The organism is Stenotrophomonas forensis (genome assembly GCF_028752115.1).
In the GTDB taxonomy this organism is placed as follows: Bacteria; Pseudomonadota; Gammaproteobacteria; order Xanthomonadales; family Xanthomonadaceae; genus Stenotrophomonas; species Stenotrophomonas forensis.
Genome location: NZ_CP082270.1, coordinates 4,277,193 through 4,293,608, shown reverse-complemented (window position 1 = coordinate 4,293,608; position 16,416 = coordinate 4,277,193). Strand labels below are relative to the sequence as shown.

Annotated in this window: 15 protein-coding genes; 5 read left to right on the top strand and 10 right to left on the bottom strand. The window is 68.4% G+C overall.

Features of this window, described 5'->3' with window-relative positions:
• Nucleotides 1-17: 17 nt before the first annotated feature.
• Nucleotides 18-794: an SDR family oxidoreductase gene (locus tag K5L94_RS19680; RefSeq protein WP_049456856.1), complete on the top strand. Its 777-nt coding sequence runs from the start codon at nt 18-20 to the stop codon at nt 792-794.
• A gap of 92 nt (nt 795-886) precedes the next feature.
• On the opposite strand, the gene K5L94_RS19675 is transcribed toward K5L94_RS19680, so the two are convergent.
• The 9 genes from K5L94_RS19675 to K5L94_RS19635 form a co-directional block, all read right to left on the bottom strand.
• Nucleotides 887-1,624, bottom strand: a complete 738-nt coding sequence (locus tag K5L94_RS19675) for a hypothetical protein (protein ID WP_180879575.1) — start codon at nt 1,622-1,624, stop codon at nt 887-889.
• Nucleotides 1,625-1,659: 35 nt separating this feature from the next.
• Nucleotides 1,660-2,355: a DUF4124 domain-containing protein gene (locus K5L94_RS19670; protein WP_274511191.1), complete on the bottom strand. Its 696-nt coding sequence runs from the start codon at nt 2,353-2,355 to the stop codon at nt 1,660-1,662.
• Between the two features lie 43 nt (nt 2,356-2,398).
• Nucleotides 2,399-2,989, bottom strand: a complete 591-nt coding sequence (gene tsaC, locus K5L94_RS19665; RefSeq protein WP_164086561.1) for an L-threonylcarbamoyladenylate synthase type 1 TsaC — start codon at nt 2,987-2,989, stop codon at nt 2,399-2,401.
• A gap of 122 nt (nt 2,990-3,111) precedes the next feature.
• Complete coding sequence (locus tag K5L94_RS19660; protein WP_053450909.1) at nt 3,112-5,601, bottom strand: DNA topoisomerase I; 2,490 nt, start codon at nt 5,599-5,601, stop codon at nt 3,112-3,114.
• A 193-nt stretch (nt 5,602-5,794) separates the two neighbouring features.
• Nucleotides 5,795-6,727 (bottom strand): RDD family protein, encoded by a 933-nt coding sequence (locus K5L94_RS19655; RefSeq protein ID WP_053450908.1) that lies wholly within the window; start codon nt 6,725-6,727, stop codon nt 5,795-5,797.
• A 49-nt stretch (nt 6,728-6,776) separates the two neighbouring features.
• Entirely contained in the window at nt 6,777-7,529 is a 753-nt protein-coding gene (locus K5L94_RS19650) for a pilin (protein ID WP_164086559.1), read from the bottom strand.
• Nucleotides 7,530-7,568: 39 nt separating this feature from the next.
• Nucleotides 7,569-8,042, bottom strand: a complete 474-nt coding sequence (locus K5L94_RS19645; RefSeq protein ID WP_053450906.1) for a DUF494 family protein — start codon at nt 8,040-8,042, stop codon at nt 7,569-7,571.
• A 43-nt stretch (nt 8,043-8,085) separates the two neighbouring features.
• Nucleotides 8,086-9,213, bottom strand: a complete 1,128-nt coding sequence (dprA, locus tag K5L94_RS19640) for a DNA-processing protein DprA (RefSeq protein ID WP_274511189.1) — start codon at nt 9,211-9,213, stop codon at nt 8,086-8,088.
• A 130-nt stretch (nt 9,214-9,343) separates the two neighbouring features.
• Entirely contained in the window at nt 9,344-10,477 is a 1,134-nt protein-coding gene (locus K5L94_RS19635; protein WP_053450904.1) for a LysM peptidoglycan-binding domain-containing protein, read from the bottom strand.
• A gap of 126 nt (nt 10,478-10,603) precedes the next feature.
• Here K5L94_RS19635 and def point away from each other — a divergent pair, with 126 nt between their 5' ends.
• The 4 genes from def (at nt 10,604) to K5L94_RS19615 (ending at nt 15,240) form a co-directional block, all read left to right on the top strand.
• On the top strand, nt 10,604-11,116 hold the full coding sequence (gene def / locus K5L94_RS19630) for a peptide deformylase (RefSeq protein ID WP_008267110.1): 513 nt from the start codon (nt 10,604-10,606) through the stop codon (nt 11,114-11,116).
• A gap of 120 nt (nt 11,117-11,236) precedes the next feature.
• On the top strand, nt 11,237-12,160 hold the full coding sequence (fmt, locus tag K5L94_RS19625) for a methionyl-tRNA formyltransferase (protein WP_274511188.1): 924 nt from the start codon (nt 11,237-11,239) through the stop codon (nt 12,158-12,160).
• Nucleotides 12,161-12,163: 3 nt separating this feature from the next.
• A complete protein-coding gene (gene rsmB / locus K5L94_RS19620; protein WP_053450902.1) occupies nt 12,164-13,495 on the top strand; it encodes a 16S rRNA (cytosine(967)-C(5))-methyltransferase RsmB in 1,332 nt (443 codons plus the stop codon).
• 23 nt (nt 13,496-13,518) lie between these two features.
• Nucleotides 13,519-15,240, top strand: a complete 1,722-nt coding sequence (locus K5L94_RS19615) for an ArnT family glycosyltransferase (RefSeq protein ID WP_274511187.1) — start codon at nt 13,519-13,521, stop codon at nt 15,238-15,240.
• Nucleotides 15,241-15,250: 10 nt separating this feature from the next.
• Here K5L94_RS19615 and K5L94_RS19610 read toward each other — a convergent pair whose 3' ends face one another.
• Complete coding sequence (locus K5L94_RS19610) at nt 15,251-16,372, bottom strand: glycosyltransferase family 4 protein (protein WP_053450900.1); 1,122 nt, start codon at nt 16,370-16,372, stop codon at nt 15,251-15,253.
• Nucleotides 16,373-16,416: the final 44 nt, after the last annotated feature.

Genomic DNA, 16,416 nt, shown 5'->3' with positions numbered 1-16,416 from the left:
GCGGCCCCGGAGGACACATGACCCAGCAACGGTGGCGCCTGGATGGCCAGACCGCCCTGATCACCGGCGCCAGCGCCGGTATCGGCCTGGCGATCGCGCATGAACTGGCCGGCCTCGGTGCCGACCTGATGATCGTCGGCCGCGATATCGACATGCTGGAGACGGCACGCGACGAACTGCTGGACGTGTATCCGCAGCACCAGGTGCACGCGCTGGCTGCCGATGTCTCCGATGACGAGGACCGCCGCCAGATCCTGGACTGGGTGGAAGATCACAGCGATGGCCTGCATATCCTGGTCAACAATGCCGGTGGCAACGTCACCAAGGCGGCCACGGAATACTCCGAGGACGAATGGCGCCAGATCTTCGAGACCAACCTGTTCTCTGCGTTCGAGCTGTCGCGCTACGCGCATCCGCTGCTGGCCCGGCACGCGTCGTCGTCGATCGTCAATGTCGGCAGCGTGTCCGGCCTGACCCATGTGCGCAGTGGCGTGGTGTACGGCATGAGCAAGGCGGCGATGCACCAGATGACCCGCAACCTGGCCGTCGAGTGGGCCGAGGATGGCATCCGGGTCAATGCGGTGGCGCCGTGGTACATCCGTACGCGGCGCACGTCCGGTCCGCTGTCGGACCCGGATTACTACGAGGAAGTGATCAACCGCACGCCGATGCGCCGCATTGGCGAGCCCGATGAAGTGGCCGCAGCCGTGGGCTTCCTGTGCCTGCCGGCAGCCAGCTATGTCACCGGCGAGTGCATCGCGGTGGATGGCGGTTTCCTGCGCTACGGGTTCTGATCGTTCGAGGGTAGCGCCGGCCGCTGGCCGGCAACCTCAGGATCTTCAGATGATTGCAGTTGCCGGCCAGCGGCCGGCACTACCGGTGGCTGTCACCCCGGCACCGGGCAGTTGCTGGCCTCCAGCACGCCCTGCAGCCGTTCGCGTTCACCGCGCGCGGTATCGCGGTTCTCCGGTGCGGCGAATCGCTCGCGGCCGCGTGCATCGCGGAAGCGTTGCTGCCAGCTGCCGCAGCGTTGCGCCTCGGGCAGCGCCTCGCAGCGGTCACGCACCACTTCGCAGCCTGCTGCATTCACCGGCGTGGCGCCGCCCAGCCCCTGCACGGTCATCAGTTCGCAGCGCCCGGGGGCGGCCTCGTACTCGTGCAGGTAGCCACCGCCCTGGCTGTCGGTGCACTGGAAGATCGGTGGCAACGGCGGTTTCGGTGGCCCGTCGCCGGATGCGGCGCGGGCCTCGGCTTCGCGTTGCAGCGTCGCGCTGTCGAGAATCTGGTCGCCGCCTTCGCGTTCAACCATGCCTGCTTCCATGATCGTGCGCCCCTGGTCCGCGCGCCGTGGTGCCGCGGGCGTTGCAGGCGCTGCAGCGGGTTCGCTGGCCTGGGGAACCGGTGGCGGAACCGGAGCCAGCGCCTGTGGGCGTTCAACCACGGCGGGTTGCGGGCTGGAGGGCGCCGGCACGCGCACGACCTGCTGCGTGCTGCCTGCCGGGCAGGGCGTGCGCTGCAGGGTAGGGATGTCACTGCTGCTGGACATGCAGCGGTAGATCACGCCCTCGTCAGCCAATGCAGCGCCGGGCAGCAGGGCCAGGGCCAGCCAGATCAATCTGTTCATGCGTACAGCGTACAGGCTGCGCTGGGACGCCGCGCTCAGCGCTGGCAATCGCGCGACAGGCGCGCATCGATGCCGCGTTGCTCGTTGCTGATGGCGGTGCGTTCGCTCTGCAGCGCGCTGTTGTAGCGCCGGTTCAGTTCCCAGCGGTGGTCGCGCAGGCGCGCGCAGACTTCCTGCGGCGGCAGCGCGTGGCAGCTGTCGCGGACCAGCACGTTGCCGGCCGGGACCTGCACGCCTACCCCCACCGCAGGCGGGCGATACCCCGCGCCTTCGCCAATGGGCGTACCGACCGGCGTGCCGATGGCCGGTCGCGGCCCGGGATATGCCGGGCCGTGATGCCCACGCGGAAGCCAGACGCTGGTCCACAGCGGGACCCAGCGCGGATTGCCTTCGTTGTTGTCGCTGGTATAGCGCCGGCCATCGTCACTCACGCATTCGTACATCGGCTGCGGTGGCTGGATGTAGACGTGGCGGACTTCGCGCTCGCGAATGACCGGCGTCTCGCTGGGCAGCGGCGGTGCGGCATCGCTGCGTACCACGCGGGGGGCGGGGTCACGCGGACGCTGCAGGTCGCGTACTTCCTGGCGGCCGCTATTGCACGGCCGGTCCTGCAGGGCGACGGCGCCGTTGCTGGCCACGCAGCGGTACACGCGCACGTCCTCGGCCTCGGCGGCGCTCGCCGTCCACGGCAGCAGCAGGCTCAGGCTCAGGGCGGCGCGCAGCAGGGTCATGGCGGCAGGGTGCGTGATTGTCCGCGGCAGCGCAATCGTCGGCTCAGGAGCGCAGCACGTTGCCGCTGAGTGCATCGCGGATCGGGGTGGGCTGGGCCAGGCCGCCGGTCTGTCCATCGAGGATACCGTCGAGCAGGCGCAGCAGGCGTGGGTCCAGCTCTTCGCGGCTGCGTGCCGGTGGTTCCCCGGCCAGGTTGGCGCTGGTGGAGACCAGCGGGCCTCCCCAGGCACGGCACAGTGCGGCCACCAGCGGGTGGGCGCTGATGCGCACCGCGATGCCGCTGTGCTCGCCGGTGACCCAGGGCTGCGCACGCGGGCCGGCCGGCAGGATCCAGGTGTTGGCACCGGGCCAGCTGGCCAGCACCGCGCGCTGGCGCGCGTCGGGCAGCGCCTGCAGGCGCACCCAGCCTTCCAGCTGCGCGAGTTCGGCGGCCACCAGGATCATGCCTTTCTCGATCGGGCGCTGCTTCAGCCGCAGCACCATGTGCACGGCGGCTTCGTGCGAAGGATCGCAGCCCAGGCCCCAGACCGCTTCGGTCGGGTAGGCGATCACGCCGCCCGCGCGGAGCGTGGCGACAGCAGAGTCCAGGGTGAGTTCTTTCATGGCGGCGACCGGCCCGGCGTGGGGCTTCATTATCCCCCTGCTGCGTGCAGAAGGGGTGGAACGGTGCCGCTCGGTGGTGCCGGCCGCTGGCCGGCATTGTTGGTGGGTGCGGACCGTGGGTCCGCCCCCCCTCATCCACGCATGGCGTGGATCTACTTGGCTGCCTTCTTTACGGCCTTCTTCACGGCCTTCTTGGCCGGGGCCTTCTTCGCGGCAGCCTTCTTTACCGCTTTCTTGGCCGGGGCCTTCTTGGCGGCGGCCTTCTTCGGCGCCGCTTCCTTCTTCACCGCCGCCTTCTTGGCAGGTGCCTTCTTGGCAGCGGCCTTCTTGGCACCGAAGCCCTTGCGCACCGGCTTGCCGGTTTCTTCCATCAGCTGCTGCACTTCGGCCAGGGTCAGCGAGGCCGGCTCGCGATCCTTGGGGATCTTGCCGTTCATCTTGCCATCGCTGATGTACGGGCCGAAGCGGCCGTTCAGCACCTGGATGTCGCTGCCCTCGAACTCCTTGATGATCCGGTTGCGCGCGATCTCTTCCTTCTCTTCGATCAGGAACACGGCGCGGGCCAGGTCGATGGTGTACGGGTCGTCTTCCTTCTTCAGCGAGGCATAGGTGCTGCCACGCTTGGCGAACGGACCGAAACGACCAATGCCGACGCTGACCGGCTCGCCGTTGTCCTCGCCCAGCGCACGCGGCATCAGGAACAGTTCCAGCGCGTCTTCCAGGGAGATGGTGTGCATCGACTGGCCGGGGCGCAGCGAGGCGAACTTGGGCTTTTCCTCGGCGTCCTCGGCGGTGCTGCCGATGGCCGCGTACGGCCCGAAGCGGCCCAGCCGCACGCTGACCGGCTTGCCGGTCTTCGGGTCGGTGCCGAGCTCGCGGGCGCCACTGGCCTCGGCACGGTCGACCGATTCCTTTTTGTCTTCGACCAGTTCCTTGAACGGCTCCCAGAAGCGGGCCATCAGTGGGATCCACTCCTCCTCGCCACGCGAGACGGCGTCGAGCTCGTCCTCGAGCTTGGCGGTGAAGTCGTAGTCCACGTAGCGGGTGAAGTGGCTGGACAGGAACTTGGACACCGCACGGCCGACATCGGACGGGCGGAAGCTGCGGCCTTCCATTTCCACGTACTTGCGGAACAGCAGGGTCTGGATGATCGAGGCGTAGGTCGAGGGACGGCCGATGCCGTACTCTTCCAGCGCCTTCACCAGCGCCGCTTCGGTGTAGCGCGGCGGCGGCTGGGTGAAATGCTGCTCGGCCTGGATGCGCTCCAGCGGCACGCGGTCGCCGGGCTTCATCGCCGGCAGCTTGCGGCCTTCGTCTTCGTCCTCGGCGCTCTTGCTGTCCTTGCCTTCCTCGTACACGGCCAGGAAGCCGGGCACGACCACGGTGGTGCCGCTGGCGCGGAATACGTGTTCGCTGCCGGCCGACAGATCGACGCTGACCGTGTTGAGCGTGGCCGGAATCATCTGGCAGGCGACCGCACGCTTCCAGATCAGCTCGTACAGGCGGCGCTCGTCGTCGGTCAGGAACCGCGCGACCTGGGCCGGGGTACGCAGTGCCGAGGTCGGGCGTACGGCTTCGTGCGCTTCCTGGGCGTTCTTCGACTTGGTCTGGTAGGTGTTCGGCTGGTCCGGCAGCGAGGCGATGCCGTAATCGCGGGCGATCACGTCGCGGATCTCGGCCAACGCATCCTGCGACAGGTTCACCGAGTCGGTACGCATGTACGAGATCAGGCCGACGGTGCCTTCGTCGCCGATGGCCACGCCTTCATACAGCTTCTGCGCCACCTGCATGGTCTTGCGGGTGGTGAAACCGAGCTTGCGCGAGGCTTCCTGCTGCAGGGTGGAGGTGGTGAACGGCGGTGCAGGGCGGCGCTTGCGCTCCTTGCTGGCCACGTCGGTGACATGCAGCGAGCCCTGCGCCGCCTGCTGGATGCGCAGGCGGGCGGCTTCGGCGGTGTCGCCGTCGGTGATGGTGAACTGCTCGAACTTCTGCCCGTCCAGCTTGATCAGCTTGGCGTTGAAGTGCTGCGAGGGGTGCGCGCACTCGGCGGCGATCGACCAGTATTCGCGGGCGATGAAGGCTTCGATCTCTTCCTCGCGCTCGACGATCATGCGCAGCGCCGGGCTCTGCACGCGGCCGGCGGACAGGCCGCGCTGGACCTTGCGCCACAGGACCGGGGACAGGTTGAAACCGACCAGGTAGTCCAGCGCGCGGCGCGCCTGCTGGGCATCGACCAGGTCACTGGCGATCTCGCGTGGCTGGCTGATCGCCTCCTTGATGGCGCGCGGGGTGATCTCGGTGAACACCACGCGCTGCATCGGCTTGTCCTTGACCAGCCCGCGTTCCTTCAGGATCTCGGCGATGTGCCAGCTGATCGCCTCGCCCTCGCGATCCGGGTCGGTTGCCAGCAGGATGTCGTCGGCGCCCTTGGCAGCCTTGGCGATCGCATCGACGTGCTTCTCGTTCTTGTCGATCACGTCGTAGTGCATGGCGAACCCGTTGTCCGGGTCGACCGCGCCTTCCTTCGGAATCAGGTCACGCACATGCCCATACGAGGCCAGGACCGTGTAGTCCTTGCCGAGGTATTTGTTGATCGTCTTGGCCTTGGCCGGCGATTCGACGATGAGCAGGTGCTTGGGCATGGCAGCAGGGTCTGTGGGGCGAACCGTGGGGAAGGGGCCGCTAGGGTGGAGCAAACGGCCGCATTAGTGAAGCGGCCACGGGAAAATCCATAAACTGAACGCCCGGTAATGTGCCGGGCGTTCAGGTTTCACCTTATTAGAGGAATCACGCCCGGCCAGCCCATGTCAAGCAGCCAGGCGTGACGATGGCCGTTCAGGAGGCCATCTTGGCGATGAAGCCGACCGCGAAGACCAGCAGGGCCAGGCCCACCAGCGACAGCAGGCCGGTCAGCACCAGCACCAGCACGGTGACCGTGCCCAGCTCGCGGCGCTGCAGCTGTGGCTGGTCGGTGAAGGCCCAGCGGTCGACCACCAGGGTGTCGCAGATCATGTCGTGCAGGCCCTGCTTGCGCTCGGTGAAGGCCGCCATCAGGAAGCCGATGCCGAGGGTGAAGCTGCTCAGCAGCATGGCCCAGTAGCGACCGAACGCGCGCGCCTTGGTCAGGCGTTCGCCATTGCTGCGCACGACCTTGATGCCAACCGCCATCTTGCCCAGCGTGGCGCCACCCTTGGAGGCATGGAACCAGGTGTAGTACGCCATGCCGATGGCGAAGTTGATCAGTGCGCTGGACAGCTGCGCGACCACCTCGATGGCCGATTCACCACTGCCCACCGCGCCCATGCTGGCGCCGAGCACCACACCGAGGATGGCGCCGATGATGCTGCCGGGGATGAACAGCACGAAGTAGTCGATCATGTAGGCGGCCACGCGCTTCCAGAAGCCCGCGTAGACCACTTCGCCGCCCATGACCGGCTGCGCATGGCCAGCGCCGCCTGCGGCGGCAGGCGCGCTGTATGGCGAGCTGCCGAGGGCGCCGGTACCGGGCAGCGGCGCGGTGCCGTTGTCGATGGCGGCATAGTCGCCGCGCAGGTCGAAGCCGCCGCTGCCGGCGGCCGCCGTGGCATCGGCCAGCGTCTGCAGTTCAAGCTCGTCGACCACCTGGCGCAGCGCCGCCCACTGCGCCATGCCTTCGCGCCAGACCAGCGTGTCCAGGTTCAGTTGGCCGCGCTGGAAGCGCTGGCGGATCTCCTGGACCGGCAGCGGGCCCTGGCGTTGCTGTCCTTCGGCGTAATACCACTCAGTCATTGCATGTTCCCTGTTGGATCGTCCTTGGAGGTACCGGTACGCGCGCGGCTCAGCCGCGGCACGCCGGCGGCAGGTACTTGTCGTCGCTTGCGCCGCTGCAGTCCCAGCGGCCGCTGTCGCGGTCGTATTCCAGCCACAGCAGATCGCCGTCGATGCTCTTGCCCGGCATCGACAGCGTTGCCTCGATACCGCAGTGGCCGTTGTTGAAGCGGCCGATGTTCACCGCCGACAGGCCGGACCGGGTGAAATCGCCAGCGGCGGGGAAGCCGGCATCGTTGGCGCCCGGGCAGCGCCCTTCCTCATCGGCGAAATGCTGCACCTGGTCCTGCAGCGGGTGCAGGGCATCGGCCGCAGCGGCGACCTTGGCGCGCACGGTGTAGTCGTTGTAGGCCGGCAGGGCGATGGCGGCAAGGATGGCCACGATCGGCACCAGCACCAGCAGCAGAGCGCCTGCGATGATCGCAGTGAGGGCGCAGCCGGACAGCTGCTTCTTCGGCGCCGGCACGACGCCGGCCGGTGTGCTGGTGGCGTACGGGGTGGAGGGCGGCAGCACCGGTGGCTGCGGCGGAGGTGGCGCAACCGGTTCCGGCTCGGCGTCGACGATCGGCGCAGAAGCATCCAGTGCCGGCACGATCAGGCCGAGTTCGTCGACGACGCTACGCAACGGCTGCCATTGCGGCAGGCCGTCGCGCCACACCAGGGTGTCCAGGGAGATCTGGTTGTTGCGGAACAACTCAACCAACTGTTCCGCCGGCAGCGGGCCTTGCTGCCGGTTGCCTTCTGCGTGGAACCACTCGCTCACGGGGACGCTCCTGAATGCGCTATGCCCCCAAGTGTACGGTCAGTGCAGGGGTTCTGGCTCGTCCATGAACATCTGCGTCTCCATCCAGGCATAGGCCGCTTCGGAGCCGGGCTGGTTGAACAGCACCATCAGTACGACCCACTTCAGGTCGTCCAGGTCCAGTTCGTCCTGGTCCAGGGCCATCGCCCGGTCCAGCACCAGCTCGCGCTGGTCGGCATCAAGGATGCCGTGCTGTTCCAGATACAGCAGGAAACCGCGGCATTCCACGTCCAGCTTGTCCAGCTCGGGGCCGTGGTAGACGCGCACGGGGCCATCGACCCGGGCCTGGGACACGCTCGGCCGCTGCGCGGCCAGGGCATCGAGCCAGTCGAATGCCTTGTTGATCTCGGTAGGGCTGAAACCGGCCTGGATCAGGCCGTTCTGAAGCGAATCGCGGTCACGGATCAGGTCCGCATCTTCGCTGAAATAGTGTTCAAACAGGTACAGCAGTACGTCCAGGATGCTCTCTTTCATTGCCCCTCGGCCTGCGTCGCGCGACGCTGTGGAGGTGAAGAAACTAGGGAGTTCGACAGTAGCGGCCGTGTACGCACACCACGATTCCCGCCAGTTCCATGGCCAGCAGCATGGAGGACACCTGGGGCGCCGTCAATCCACAGCGCGTGATCAGTGAATCCATACTGCTTGGGTTGTGGTCCAGGGCCCGCCACAAGCACTGGTAGTCAGGGTCGTCGGCCCAGCGCGCCGGCAGGAGTGCCGGCGGTGCCTGTTCAGTGGGGGTGGCCAGCCGCGATTGCAAGCCCGGCAGCTGGTGGCGCAGCGCAGGGGCCAGCAGCTCCAGCACCTCCTCCGGGCGCTCGACCAGCGCGGCGCCTTCACGGATCAGCCGGTGGCAGCCCGCCGCGCGTGGATTGAGCACCGAACCGGGCAGGGCGCAGACCTCGCGACCGGCCTCGGCGGCCAGGCGCGCGGTGATCAGCGCTCCCGAGCGCTGGGCGGCCTCGACCACCACCGTGGCCAGGGCCAGCCCGGCCACCAGCCGGTTGCGCGCCGGGAAGTGCCCGGGGCGGGCCGCGGTGCCCGGAAGGTATTCGCTGAGCACGGCGCCCTCGGTGGCGATGCGGGCCTGCAGCCGGGCATGGCTGTCCGGGTAGGCGCGGTCGGGGCCGGTACCGATCACGGCGACGGTGCAGCCGCCGGCGTCCAGGGTTGCCAGGTGGGCGGCTGCATCGATGCCGGCAGCCAGCCCGCTGGTTATCGCCAACCCGGCCTCGACGAAGCCGCTGGCAAAGCGGGCCGCCAGCGCGCGACCGCCCGGCGTCGGCGAGCGGCTGCCGACCAGGGCCACGGAGGGGCGCCAGGCCAGGCTGGGGTCACCGGCCACGAACAGCGCCAGCGGTGGGTTGGGTACCTCCAGCAAGGGGGGAGGAAAGGCCGGGTCGGTGAAGGCCAGGAGGTGGTGATGGTCGTCTTCCAGCCAGCGCTGCGCGGCTGTCCACGCCCGCGCATCAGGGCGTTCCAGTGCGGCGCACTGCTCCGGTGTGCAGCCGTGTGCGCGCCAGTTCGCGGTGCCCTGCGCGATGGCCGCGTCCGCGCAGCCCGCGCTCTGCAGCAATGCCCGTCGCGGCGCCAGTGCGCCCCCTGCCATTACCAGGCGCAGCAGCGCCTCATCAGCTTGCTTGGTCATTCCCCACTATCGACCGCATGCAACAAAGGCGCCCTCGGGCGCCTTCGCATGTAAATGTCAGGTTTTGCCGGAGGTGCCTGCCGACCAGGGGCCGGCACTACCTGGGGTGGCCGAGGCAGCCCGGCAACCGTTATTTCGCGTCCGGGTGCAGCGCGTTGTAGCCCACCCGCACCGGCTTCACGCCCTGCATCACCAGCGCGTAGCTGACGTTGTCGAAGGTGCGGAACACCATCGCATGCGCCGCATATTCCTCCGGCAGCGCAACCCGGCCCACGCTGCCGCTGAGCGCATCGTCCATGCGTGACGACGTCGGGTACTTCAGGCGGTTGGCCACATGGCGGCCCTGCCGCCACAGCGAGAACACGGTGCCATTGTCGACGCCCTGGGCGCGGCCGGCCGAAATCGCGATCACGTCGCGCGGGCCGCCGGCGGTAAACATATCGGTCACCGCGAGCACGCGCACGTCCACGCCTTCCACGCCTGCGGCCGGCACATGCGGCACGAACTGCAGGTCATAGGGGCGGGCCTCGACCGGCACCAGGCGGTCGCCGACACGGACTTCACGGCCACCCGTGCTCTTGTCCAGCGCCAGCGTGGAGGCCCCGGCCTTGCCGTCGGCAACCCGGGTGATGGTGCCGGTGGCGAGCTGGGCCAGTTCATAGCCCAGCACGCCGCGGCGCGCGTTGGGTGCGTTGTAGGCCTTCCACAGGTTGCCGCTGCCCGGGGTGACGTCGCCGTTGGCGTTCAGGTCTTCGCTCGGCTTGGGCTGGGCGTAGCGCACGGTCGGGCGGACCACGGCCCAGCGCTGTCCCAGCTGGGCATCGGCCAGGTTCACGTAGGCGGCATCGCCACCAGACACGCGCAGTCGGTTGTCCTCCAGGCCGACCACCTGGGGCAGCTGCTCGATGCTGTCGACCACGCTCAGCTGCTTCAGGAACGGCTCGACCTGGGCCAGCGGAATGGCGTCGATCGGGGCCTCCTGGCGCGGGCCCGGCTGGGCCGCCACGGTCACCCGGTCCAGATAGGCCAGGCTGAGCACGTCACCGGGATAGATCAGGTGCGGGTTGGCGATCTGCGGATTGGCCTGCCAGATCTCCGGCCACAGCCACGGCTTCTGCAGGAAACGTGCGGCGATATCCCACAACGTATCCCCTTTTCGGACCACATAGGTGTCCGGGTGCCCGCCATTCACTTCCACGGCGGTAGCATAGGCAGCCACGGTCAGCATCGCCGCGGCGACGACCGTACGAAAACGAAGCAACATAGGTGTGAAGCCCTGATTCCCCAACAGGTCCGCGCACTATAGTCCAGAAACCGGGGCGCAAGGCAAGCGTTGGAGCTAGAATCTGCGACGTATGCCGGCGTGCCGGCCCCCTATCCGGAAACAGCCATGGCCCTTCTCCCCATTCTCGAGTTCCCCGATCCGCGCCTGCGTACCAAGGCTGCGTTGATCGAAGCCGCCGAAGTCACCACGCCGGCCTTCCAGGAACTGATCGACAACATGTTCCTGACCATGTACGACGCGCCGGGCATCGGCCTGGCCGCCACCCAGGTGGACGTGCACAAGCGCTTCATGGTCATCGACGTCAGCGAAGAAAAGAATGAACCGCATGTGTTCATCAACCCGGAAATCGTCGCCAAGGACGGGGGCCGGGTGTACCAGGAGGGCTGCCTGTCGGTGCCGGGCATCTTCGCCGACGTGACCCGCGCCGATACCATCACCGTGAAGTACCTGGACCGCAACGGCCAGGAACAGCAGCTGGAAGCCGGCGAAGTGCTGGCGACCTGCATCCAGCACGAGATGGACCACCTGGACGGCAAGCTGTTCATCGACTATCTGTCGCCGCTCAAGCGCGAGATGGTGCGCAAGAAGCTGGCCAAGCAGCGCAAGCACGTGGCGTGATCGCCGATCCGGGCCACCCTTCGGGTGGCCCCTGCCTGCGCGGCGCGCGCGGGCTGTACGGCGCCGGCCGACGGCGCCGTTTTCTTTCCTGCACGAATCCATCCTGCAAGTGGGGTAGCCATGAGGATTGTCTTTGCCGGTACGCCGGAATTCGCGGTGTCGTCGCTGCGCGCGGCTGCGCGCCACCATGAGGTCGTGGCGGTCTACACCCAGCCTGATCGCCCGGCCGGCCGTGGCCGTGGCCTGGCGCCGTCGCCGGTCAAGCTTGAAGCCGTGGCCCGTGGCATTCCGGTCTACCAGCCCGAATCGTTGAAGGACGAGGCCGCCCAGCAGCAGCTGCGCGATCTGCAGCCGGACCTGATGGTGGTGGTGGCCTACGGTCTGATCCTGCCCAAGGCGGTGCTGGCCATTCCGGCCCACGGCTGCTGGAACGTGCATGCCTCGCTGCTGCCGCGCTGGCGCGGTGCCGCGCCGATCCAGCGTGCGATCCAGGCCGGTGACGCGAAGACCGGCGTCTGCCTGATGCAGATGGAGGCCGGCCTGGATACCGGTCCGGTGCTGCTGCACCAGGAGCTGCCGATCGCTGCCACCGATACCGGTGGCCAGCTGCATGACAAGCTGGCCGAACTGGGCGCGCAGGTGCTGTCCGATGGCCTGGGCCTGCTGCGTGCCGGCATCAAGCCGATCGCACGGCCGCAGCCGGAGCAGGGCGTGACCTATGCGCACAAGCTGGACAAGGCCGAAGCGAAGCTGGACTGGGCGCAGGACGCCGGCGCGCTGGCGCGCACCGTGCGCGCGTTCAATCCGTGGCCGATCGCCGAGGCGACGCTGGCCGGCGAACGCGTGCGCATCCATGGCGCGGTGGCGCTGGAGGCGGACCACGGCCAGGCACCGGGTACGGTGCTGGCCGCCAGCCGCGATGGCATCGACATCGCCTGTGGCCAGGGTGCATTGCGCCTGCGCGTGCTGCAGCGTGAAGGCGGCAAGGCGATCACCGCCGCCGACTACCTCAACGCTCGCCGCGACCTGCGCGTGGGAGCGTAAGCGGTGTCGAAGCAGAACGATTTCTCCGTCGCCAAGGCGGCACCGGGCGCGGCCACGCGCATGCTGGCCGCACGCGTGCTGGCGCAGGTTTTCACCCGTGGCCGTTCGCTGAAGGCCGAACTGGCCTGGGCGCTGCCGAAGCTGGCCGACAGCCGCGACCGCGCGCTGCTGGAAGCGCTGTGCTTTGCCGTGCTGCGTCGTCGCAGCACCTATGACGCGGCATTGCAGGGCTGGATGCAGAAGCCGCTGTCGGCGCGTGACGCCGATCTGCGCACGCTGCTGATGGTCGGATTCGCGCAGCTGGATGTGCTGGAGCTGCCGGCGCACGCGGCGCTGTCGGCCACGGTCGATGCGGCGCGCGCGCTGGGTCGCGAACGCCAGGCAGGCCTGGTCAACGCGATCCTGCGCCGCGCCCAGCGCGAAGGTTTCCCGGAGCAGCCCGCGCGCGATGCCTTCCCGGAATGGCTGGCCGAGGCGATCGAACGGGATTGGCCGGCGCAGGCCGAAGCGGTGTTCAACGCTAGCCTGCAGCCTGCGCCGCTGTGGCTGCGCGCCAACCGCCAGCATGGCGGCCGCGACAAAGCCCTGGCAGCGCTGGCCGAGGCCGGCATTGCCGCTGAACCCAGTGCGCTCAGTCCCGATGCGTTGCGCCTGGCGGCCCCGGTGGCGGTGAACCAGCTGCCTGGCTTCGCCGACGGCGCGCTGTCGGTGCAGGACCTGTCGGCGCAGTGTGCGGCGGATGCACTGGCCCCCGCTGCCGGCTCGCGCGTACTGGATGCCTGCGCAGCGCCCGGTGGCAAATCGGCGCACCTGCTGGAACGCGACCCGAGCCTGCGACTGCTGGCGCTGGATATCGACGCCCGGCGCCTGGCGCGCGCCCGTGACACCTATGCCCGTACCGGCGTGGGCGAACACGCGCAGACCCTGGCCGCTGATGCCAGCGATCCCGGTGCCTGGTGGGATGGCGTGCCGTTCGACGCGATCCTGCTGGATGCACCGTGTTCGGCCACCGGCGTGATCCGCCGCCAGCCGGATGTCATGTTCCACCGCCGCGCCGAGGACATCGATGCGCTGGTGGGAGTGCAGGCGCGCCTGCTGGAAGCCTGCTGGTCGATGCTGCGCCCGGGCGGCGTGCTGCTGTATGCGACCTGCTCGATCCTGCGTGCCGAGAACATCGACCAGGTGCGCGCGTTTCTCAAGTGGCATCCGGATGCCGAGGCGCAGCCGCTGGGCGACGCATTTGGCGTGGATTGCGAAGGCGTGGCACGCCAGCGCCTGCCAGGTGACGACGATGCTGACGGTTTCTTCTACGCACGTCTGATAAAAGCAGCCTGACCCCTGCTGCCGTTTCGAGTCCCATGCTGAAAACCCACGCCTCGCGACAGACGTGGCTGTTGGTGGTGATGGCCCTGCTGGTGCTGGGGGCTGGCCTCGGCCTCCGCGATCCATGGCCGTCGGACGAGCCACGCTTCGCGCTGGTGGCCAGGCAGATGGTCGACAGCGGCTACTGGTTGTTCCCGCATCGTGGGCCGGAGCTTTACTCGGACAAGCCGCCGATGCTGATGTGGTGGCAGGCCACGCTGTACGGCCTGGTCGGCCACTGGCGCGTGGCCTTCCTGCTGCCGTCGCTGCTGGCAGCGCTCGGCACGCTGTGGTGCGTGGTGGATCTTGGCCGGCGCCTGTGGACGCGCCGCGTGGGGTTGTACGCGGGCTGGGCGCTGCTGTTCGCGCTGCACTTCACCTTCCAGGCGAAGAAGGCACAGATCGACCCGCTGCTGGTGCTGTTCATCACGCTGGCCAACTACGGCCTGCTGCGCCACCTGTTGCTGGGCCCTGCCTGGCGCTGGTGGTGGCTGGGCTGGTTCTTTGCCGGCATCGGGGTGATCACCAAGGGTGTGGGCATGCTGGCCCTGCTGATGATCGTACCGGCCGCCCTGGCAGCGGCCCTGCACTGGCCACGCGTACGCCTGCATGCAGGTGATGTCCGCTTCTGGCTGGCGCCGCTGTGGTTTCTGCTGGCGGTGTCGCTGTGGCTGGCACCGATGATCATGGCCGCGCTGGCCACCGGCCTGGACCCCTACCGGGCCTATATGGACGACATCCTGTTCCGGCAGACCGCGCGGCGCTACATGCAGTCCTGGGACCATCACCAGCCGTGGTGGTACTTCCTGGCGATCATGCCATCGATGTGGATTCCCGCCTTCCTGCTGCTGCCCTGGGCGTTGCCTGCGTGGTGCCGCCGGCTGCGCCGCCGCGACCCGCGTTACCTGTTGCCGCTGGCCTGGTGGCTGCTGGTCGTGCTGTTCTTTTCCATTCCCCACGGCAAGCGCGATGTCTACATCCTGCCGGCCCTGCCGATGTTCTGCCTGGCGCTGGCACCGTTGTTGCCGGGGCTGCTGAAGCGGCGCGACGTGCAGGGCGTGCTGGGCGCCTTCGCCGCGTTGCTGGCCGCAGGATTGACGCTGATCGGGGCATTGGCGCTGCTGGGCGACCCCGGTTTCGAAATACGCCTCACCCATGGTCGCGGCCTGGCGCCTGGCGCTACCGACGCGCTGGCATGGACGGCGCTGGCGATGGGGATCTGGGGCGGCCTGAGCCTGTGGGCAAGCGGGCGCGGTCGCCGCCATCTGGCCGTGATCTCGACACTTGCGGGAATCTGGGTGCTGTATGGCGTGCTCGCCTATCCGCTGCTGAACGATTCCAGTTCGGCCCGTGGCCTGATGCGTGAGGTCGGCGCGCGCATCGGCCCGCAGGCCGAGCTGGGGCTGGTGGCATGGAAGGAGCAGAACCTGCTGATGGCCGATCGGCCTGCGGCAACCTTCGGTTTCGAAGACCGCTGGCACGAGCAGCTGCAGGCGGCCGTACGCTGGCAGCGGCTGTTTCCGCAACGACGCTGGCTGCTGGTGAACGAGGACGCCCTGCAGGCCTGCATCGATCGATCACGCGCGGAAATGGCCGGTGTTTCCAATCGCCGCCGCTGGTGGCTGGTGCCCGCTGATGCGGTGGCCGGCACCTGCAGGCCGACGGCAGCGGAGCTTGAGCACGAACGCCGCCTGCAGGGGGCCGGCGTAGCGGATTGAAGGCCGGCCCTCAGCGGCCGGCCAGTGCTGCCTCATAGCTGGCCAGCGTGGCATCGGCGAATGTCTGCAGGCCGAATTCCCGCTGCGCGTGGCGGCGGGCGGCATGGCCATGTCCGGGCAGTGCATCGCGTTGCGCGTACAGTGCCGCCACCTGTGCGGCGATGGCGTCGATGTCGCGGGTGGCGACCACCCAGCCGTCGACTCCTTGTTCGATGTTCTCGGGCAGGCCGGCGAAGTCGCTGACCAGCATCGGCTTGCCGCTGGCCATCATCTCCCGGCAGGCGAAGGAGATGGTCTCGATGTCGTGGGACAGCACGAAGCCGATATCGCCGGCCGCGATCAGCACGCGGGTATCGGCCAGCAGGCCGGTGAAGTGCACCTGAGCTGCGACGTCTCCCAGCGCCTGCACCTGTTCGCGCTGCTGCGCGCTGGGCAGGTGGCCGGCCACGGCCATGTGAACGCGGGGGCGGATCGCATCGGGCAGCCGTGCGATGGCCCGGGCCAGGTCGATCCAGCCCTTGTAGTCATCGGTGCCGGCATTGCTGACCAGCACCAGTGCCTCCGGGTCCTGGGTCCATTGCTGGCGCAGTGCGTGGCCGGCCCCGGTCGGTAGCGGCGAGTAGCGCTCCAGGTCGACGCCGTTGCGCACCACATCGATCGGGCAGCGCCGGTACGGACCCTGTTCCAGCAGGCGCTTGGTATCGGCCGAGACCGCGATCAGCCGATCGGTGGCCCAGCGTGCGCGCAGCGCGTTTCCAACGGTATCGGTACGTTTGCTGTTGTGCTTGGTCAGCAGGATCGGGGGGCGGCGCAGGCCGAACAGCGCCTGCATCACCACGCGATGGTCGCGCGCGCCGTTGACGTGGACCAGGTCGATGTTCTGTTCGTGGACCAGGCGGCGCAGCGCGCGCTGCTCGGCCAGCTGTTGCGGCAGGGTCGGCAGGCCGCTGCCGAAGTCGACCGGCAACGTGCTGGCGATGCCTTCAGCGGCCACGGTACGCAGCAGGCGGCTGTCGGCTGGGGCTGCAACGTGGAGCGCGTGCCGGCCATGCAGGGCCCGCGCAAGGGAAACGATGTACGTCGTATGGCCGCCACCGTCGCCGTAGTGGAAGTTGGTGTACAGGATTTTCATGGGGGGGGACCTTCGGGCAACGCGCGGCCAGTGTGACACAGGCC

Bases quoted from the DNA above. Each gene is read 5' to 3' on its own strand.
- K5L94_RS19680 (WP_049456856.1), top strand. From the start codon at position 18: ATGACCCAGCAACGGTGGCGCCTGGATGGCCAGACCGCCCTGATCACC.
- K5L94_RS19675 (WP_180879575.1), bottom strand. From the start codon at position 1,624: ATGAACAGATTGATCTGGCTGGCCCTGGCCCTGCTGCCCGGCGCTGCA.
- K5L94_RS19670 (WP_274511191.1), bottom strand. From the start codon at position 2,355: ATGACCCTGCTGCGCGCCGCCCTGAGCCTGAGCCTGCTGCTGCCGTGG.
- tsaC (WP_164086561.1), bottom strand. From the start codon at position 2,989: ATGAAGCCCCACGCCGGGCCGGTCGCCGCCATGAAAGAACTCACCCTG.
- K5L94_RS19660 (WP_053450909.1), bottom strand. From the start codon at position 5,601: ATGCCCAAGCACCTGCTCATCGTCGAATCGCCGGCCAAGGCCAAGACG.
- K5L94_RS19655 (WP_053450908.1), bottom strand. From the start codon at position 6,727: ATGACTGAGTGGTATTACGCCGAAGGACAGCAACGCCAGGGCCCGCTG.
- K5L94_RS19645 (WP_053450906.1), bottom strand. From the start codon at position 8,042: ATGAAAGAGAGCATCCTGGACGTACTGCTGTACCTGTTTGAACACTAT.
- dprA (WP_274511189.1), bottom strand. From the start codon at position 9,213: ATGACCAAGCAAGCTGATGAGGCGCTGCTGCGCCTGGTAATGGCAGGG.
- K5L94_RS19635 (WP_053450904.1), bottom strand. From the start codon at position 10,477: ATGTTGCTTCGTTTTCGTACGGTCGTCGCCGCGGCGATGCTGACCGTG.
- def (WP_008267110.1), top strand. From the start codon at position 10,604: ATGGCCCTTCTCCCCATTCTCGAGTTCCCCGATCCGCGCCTGCGTACC.
- fmt (WP_274511188.1), top strand. From the start codon at position 11,237: ATGAGGATTGTCTTTGCCGGTACGCCGGAATTCGCGGTGTCGTCGCTG.
- K5L94_RS19615 (WP_274511187.1), top strand. From the start codon at position 13,519: ATGCTGAAAACCCACGCCTCGCGACAGACGTGGCTGTTGGTGGTGATG.
- K5L94_RS19610 (WP_053450900.1), bottom strand. From the start codon at position 16,372: ATGAAAATCCTGTACACCAACTTCCACTACGGCGACGGTGGCGGCCAT.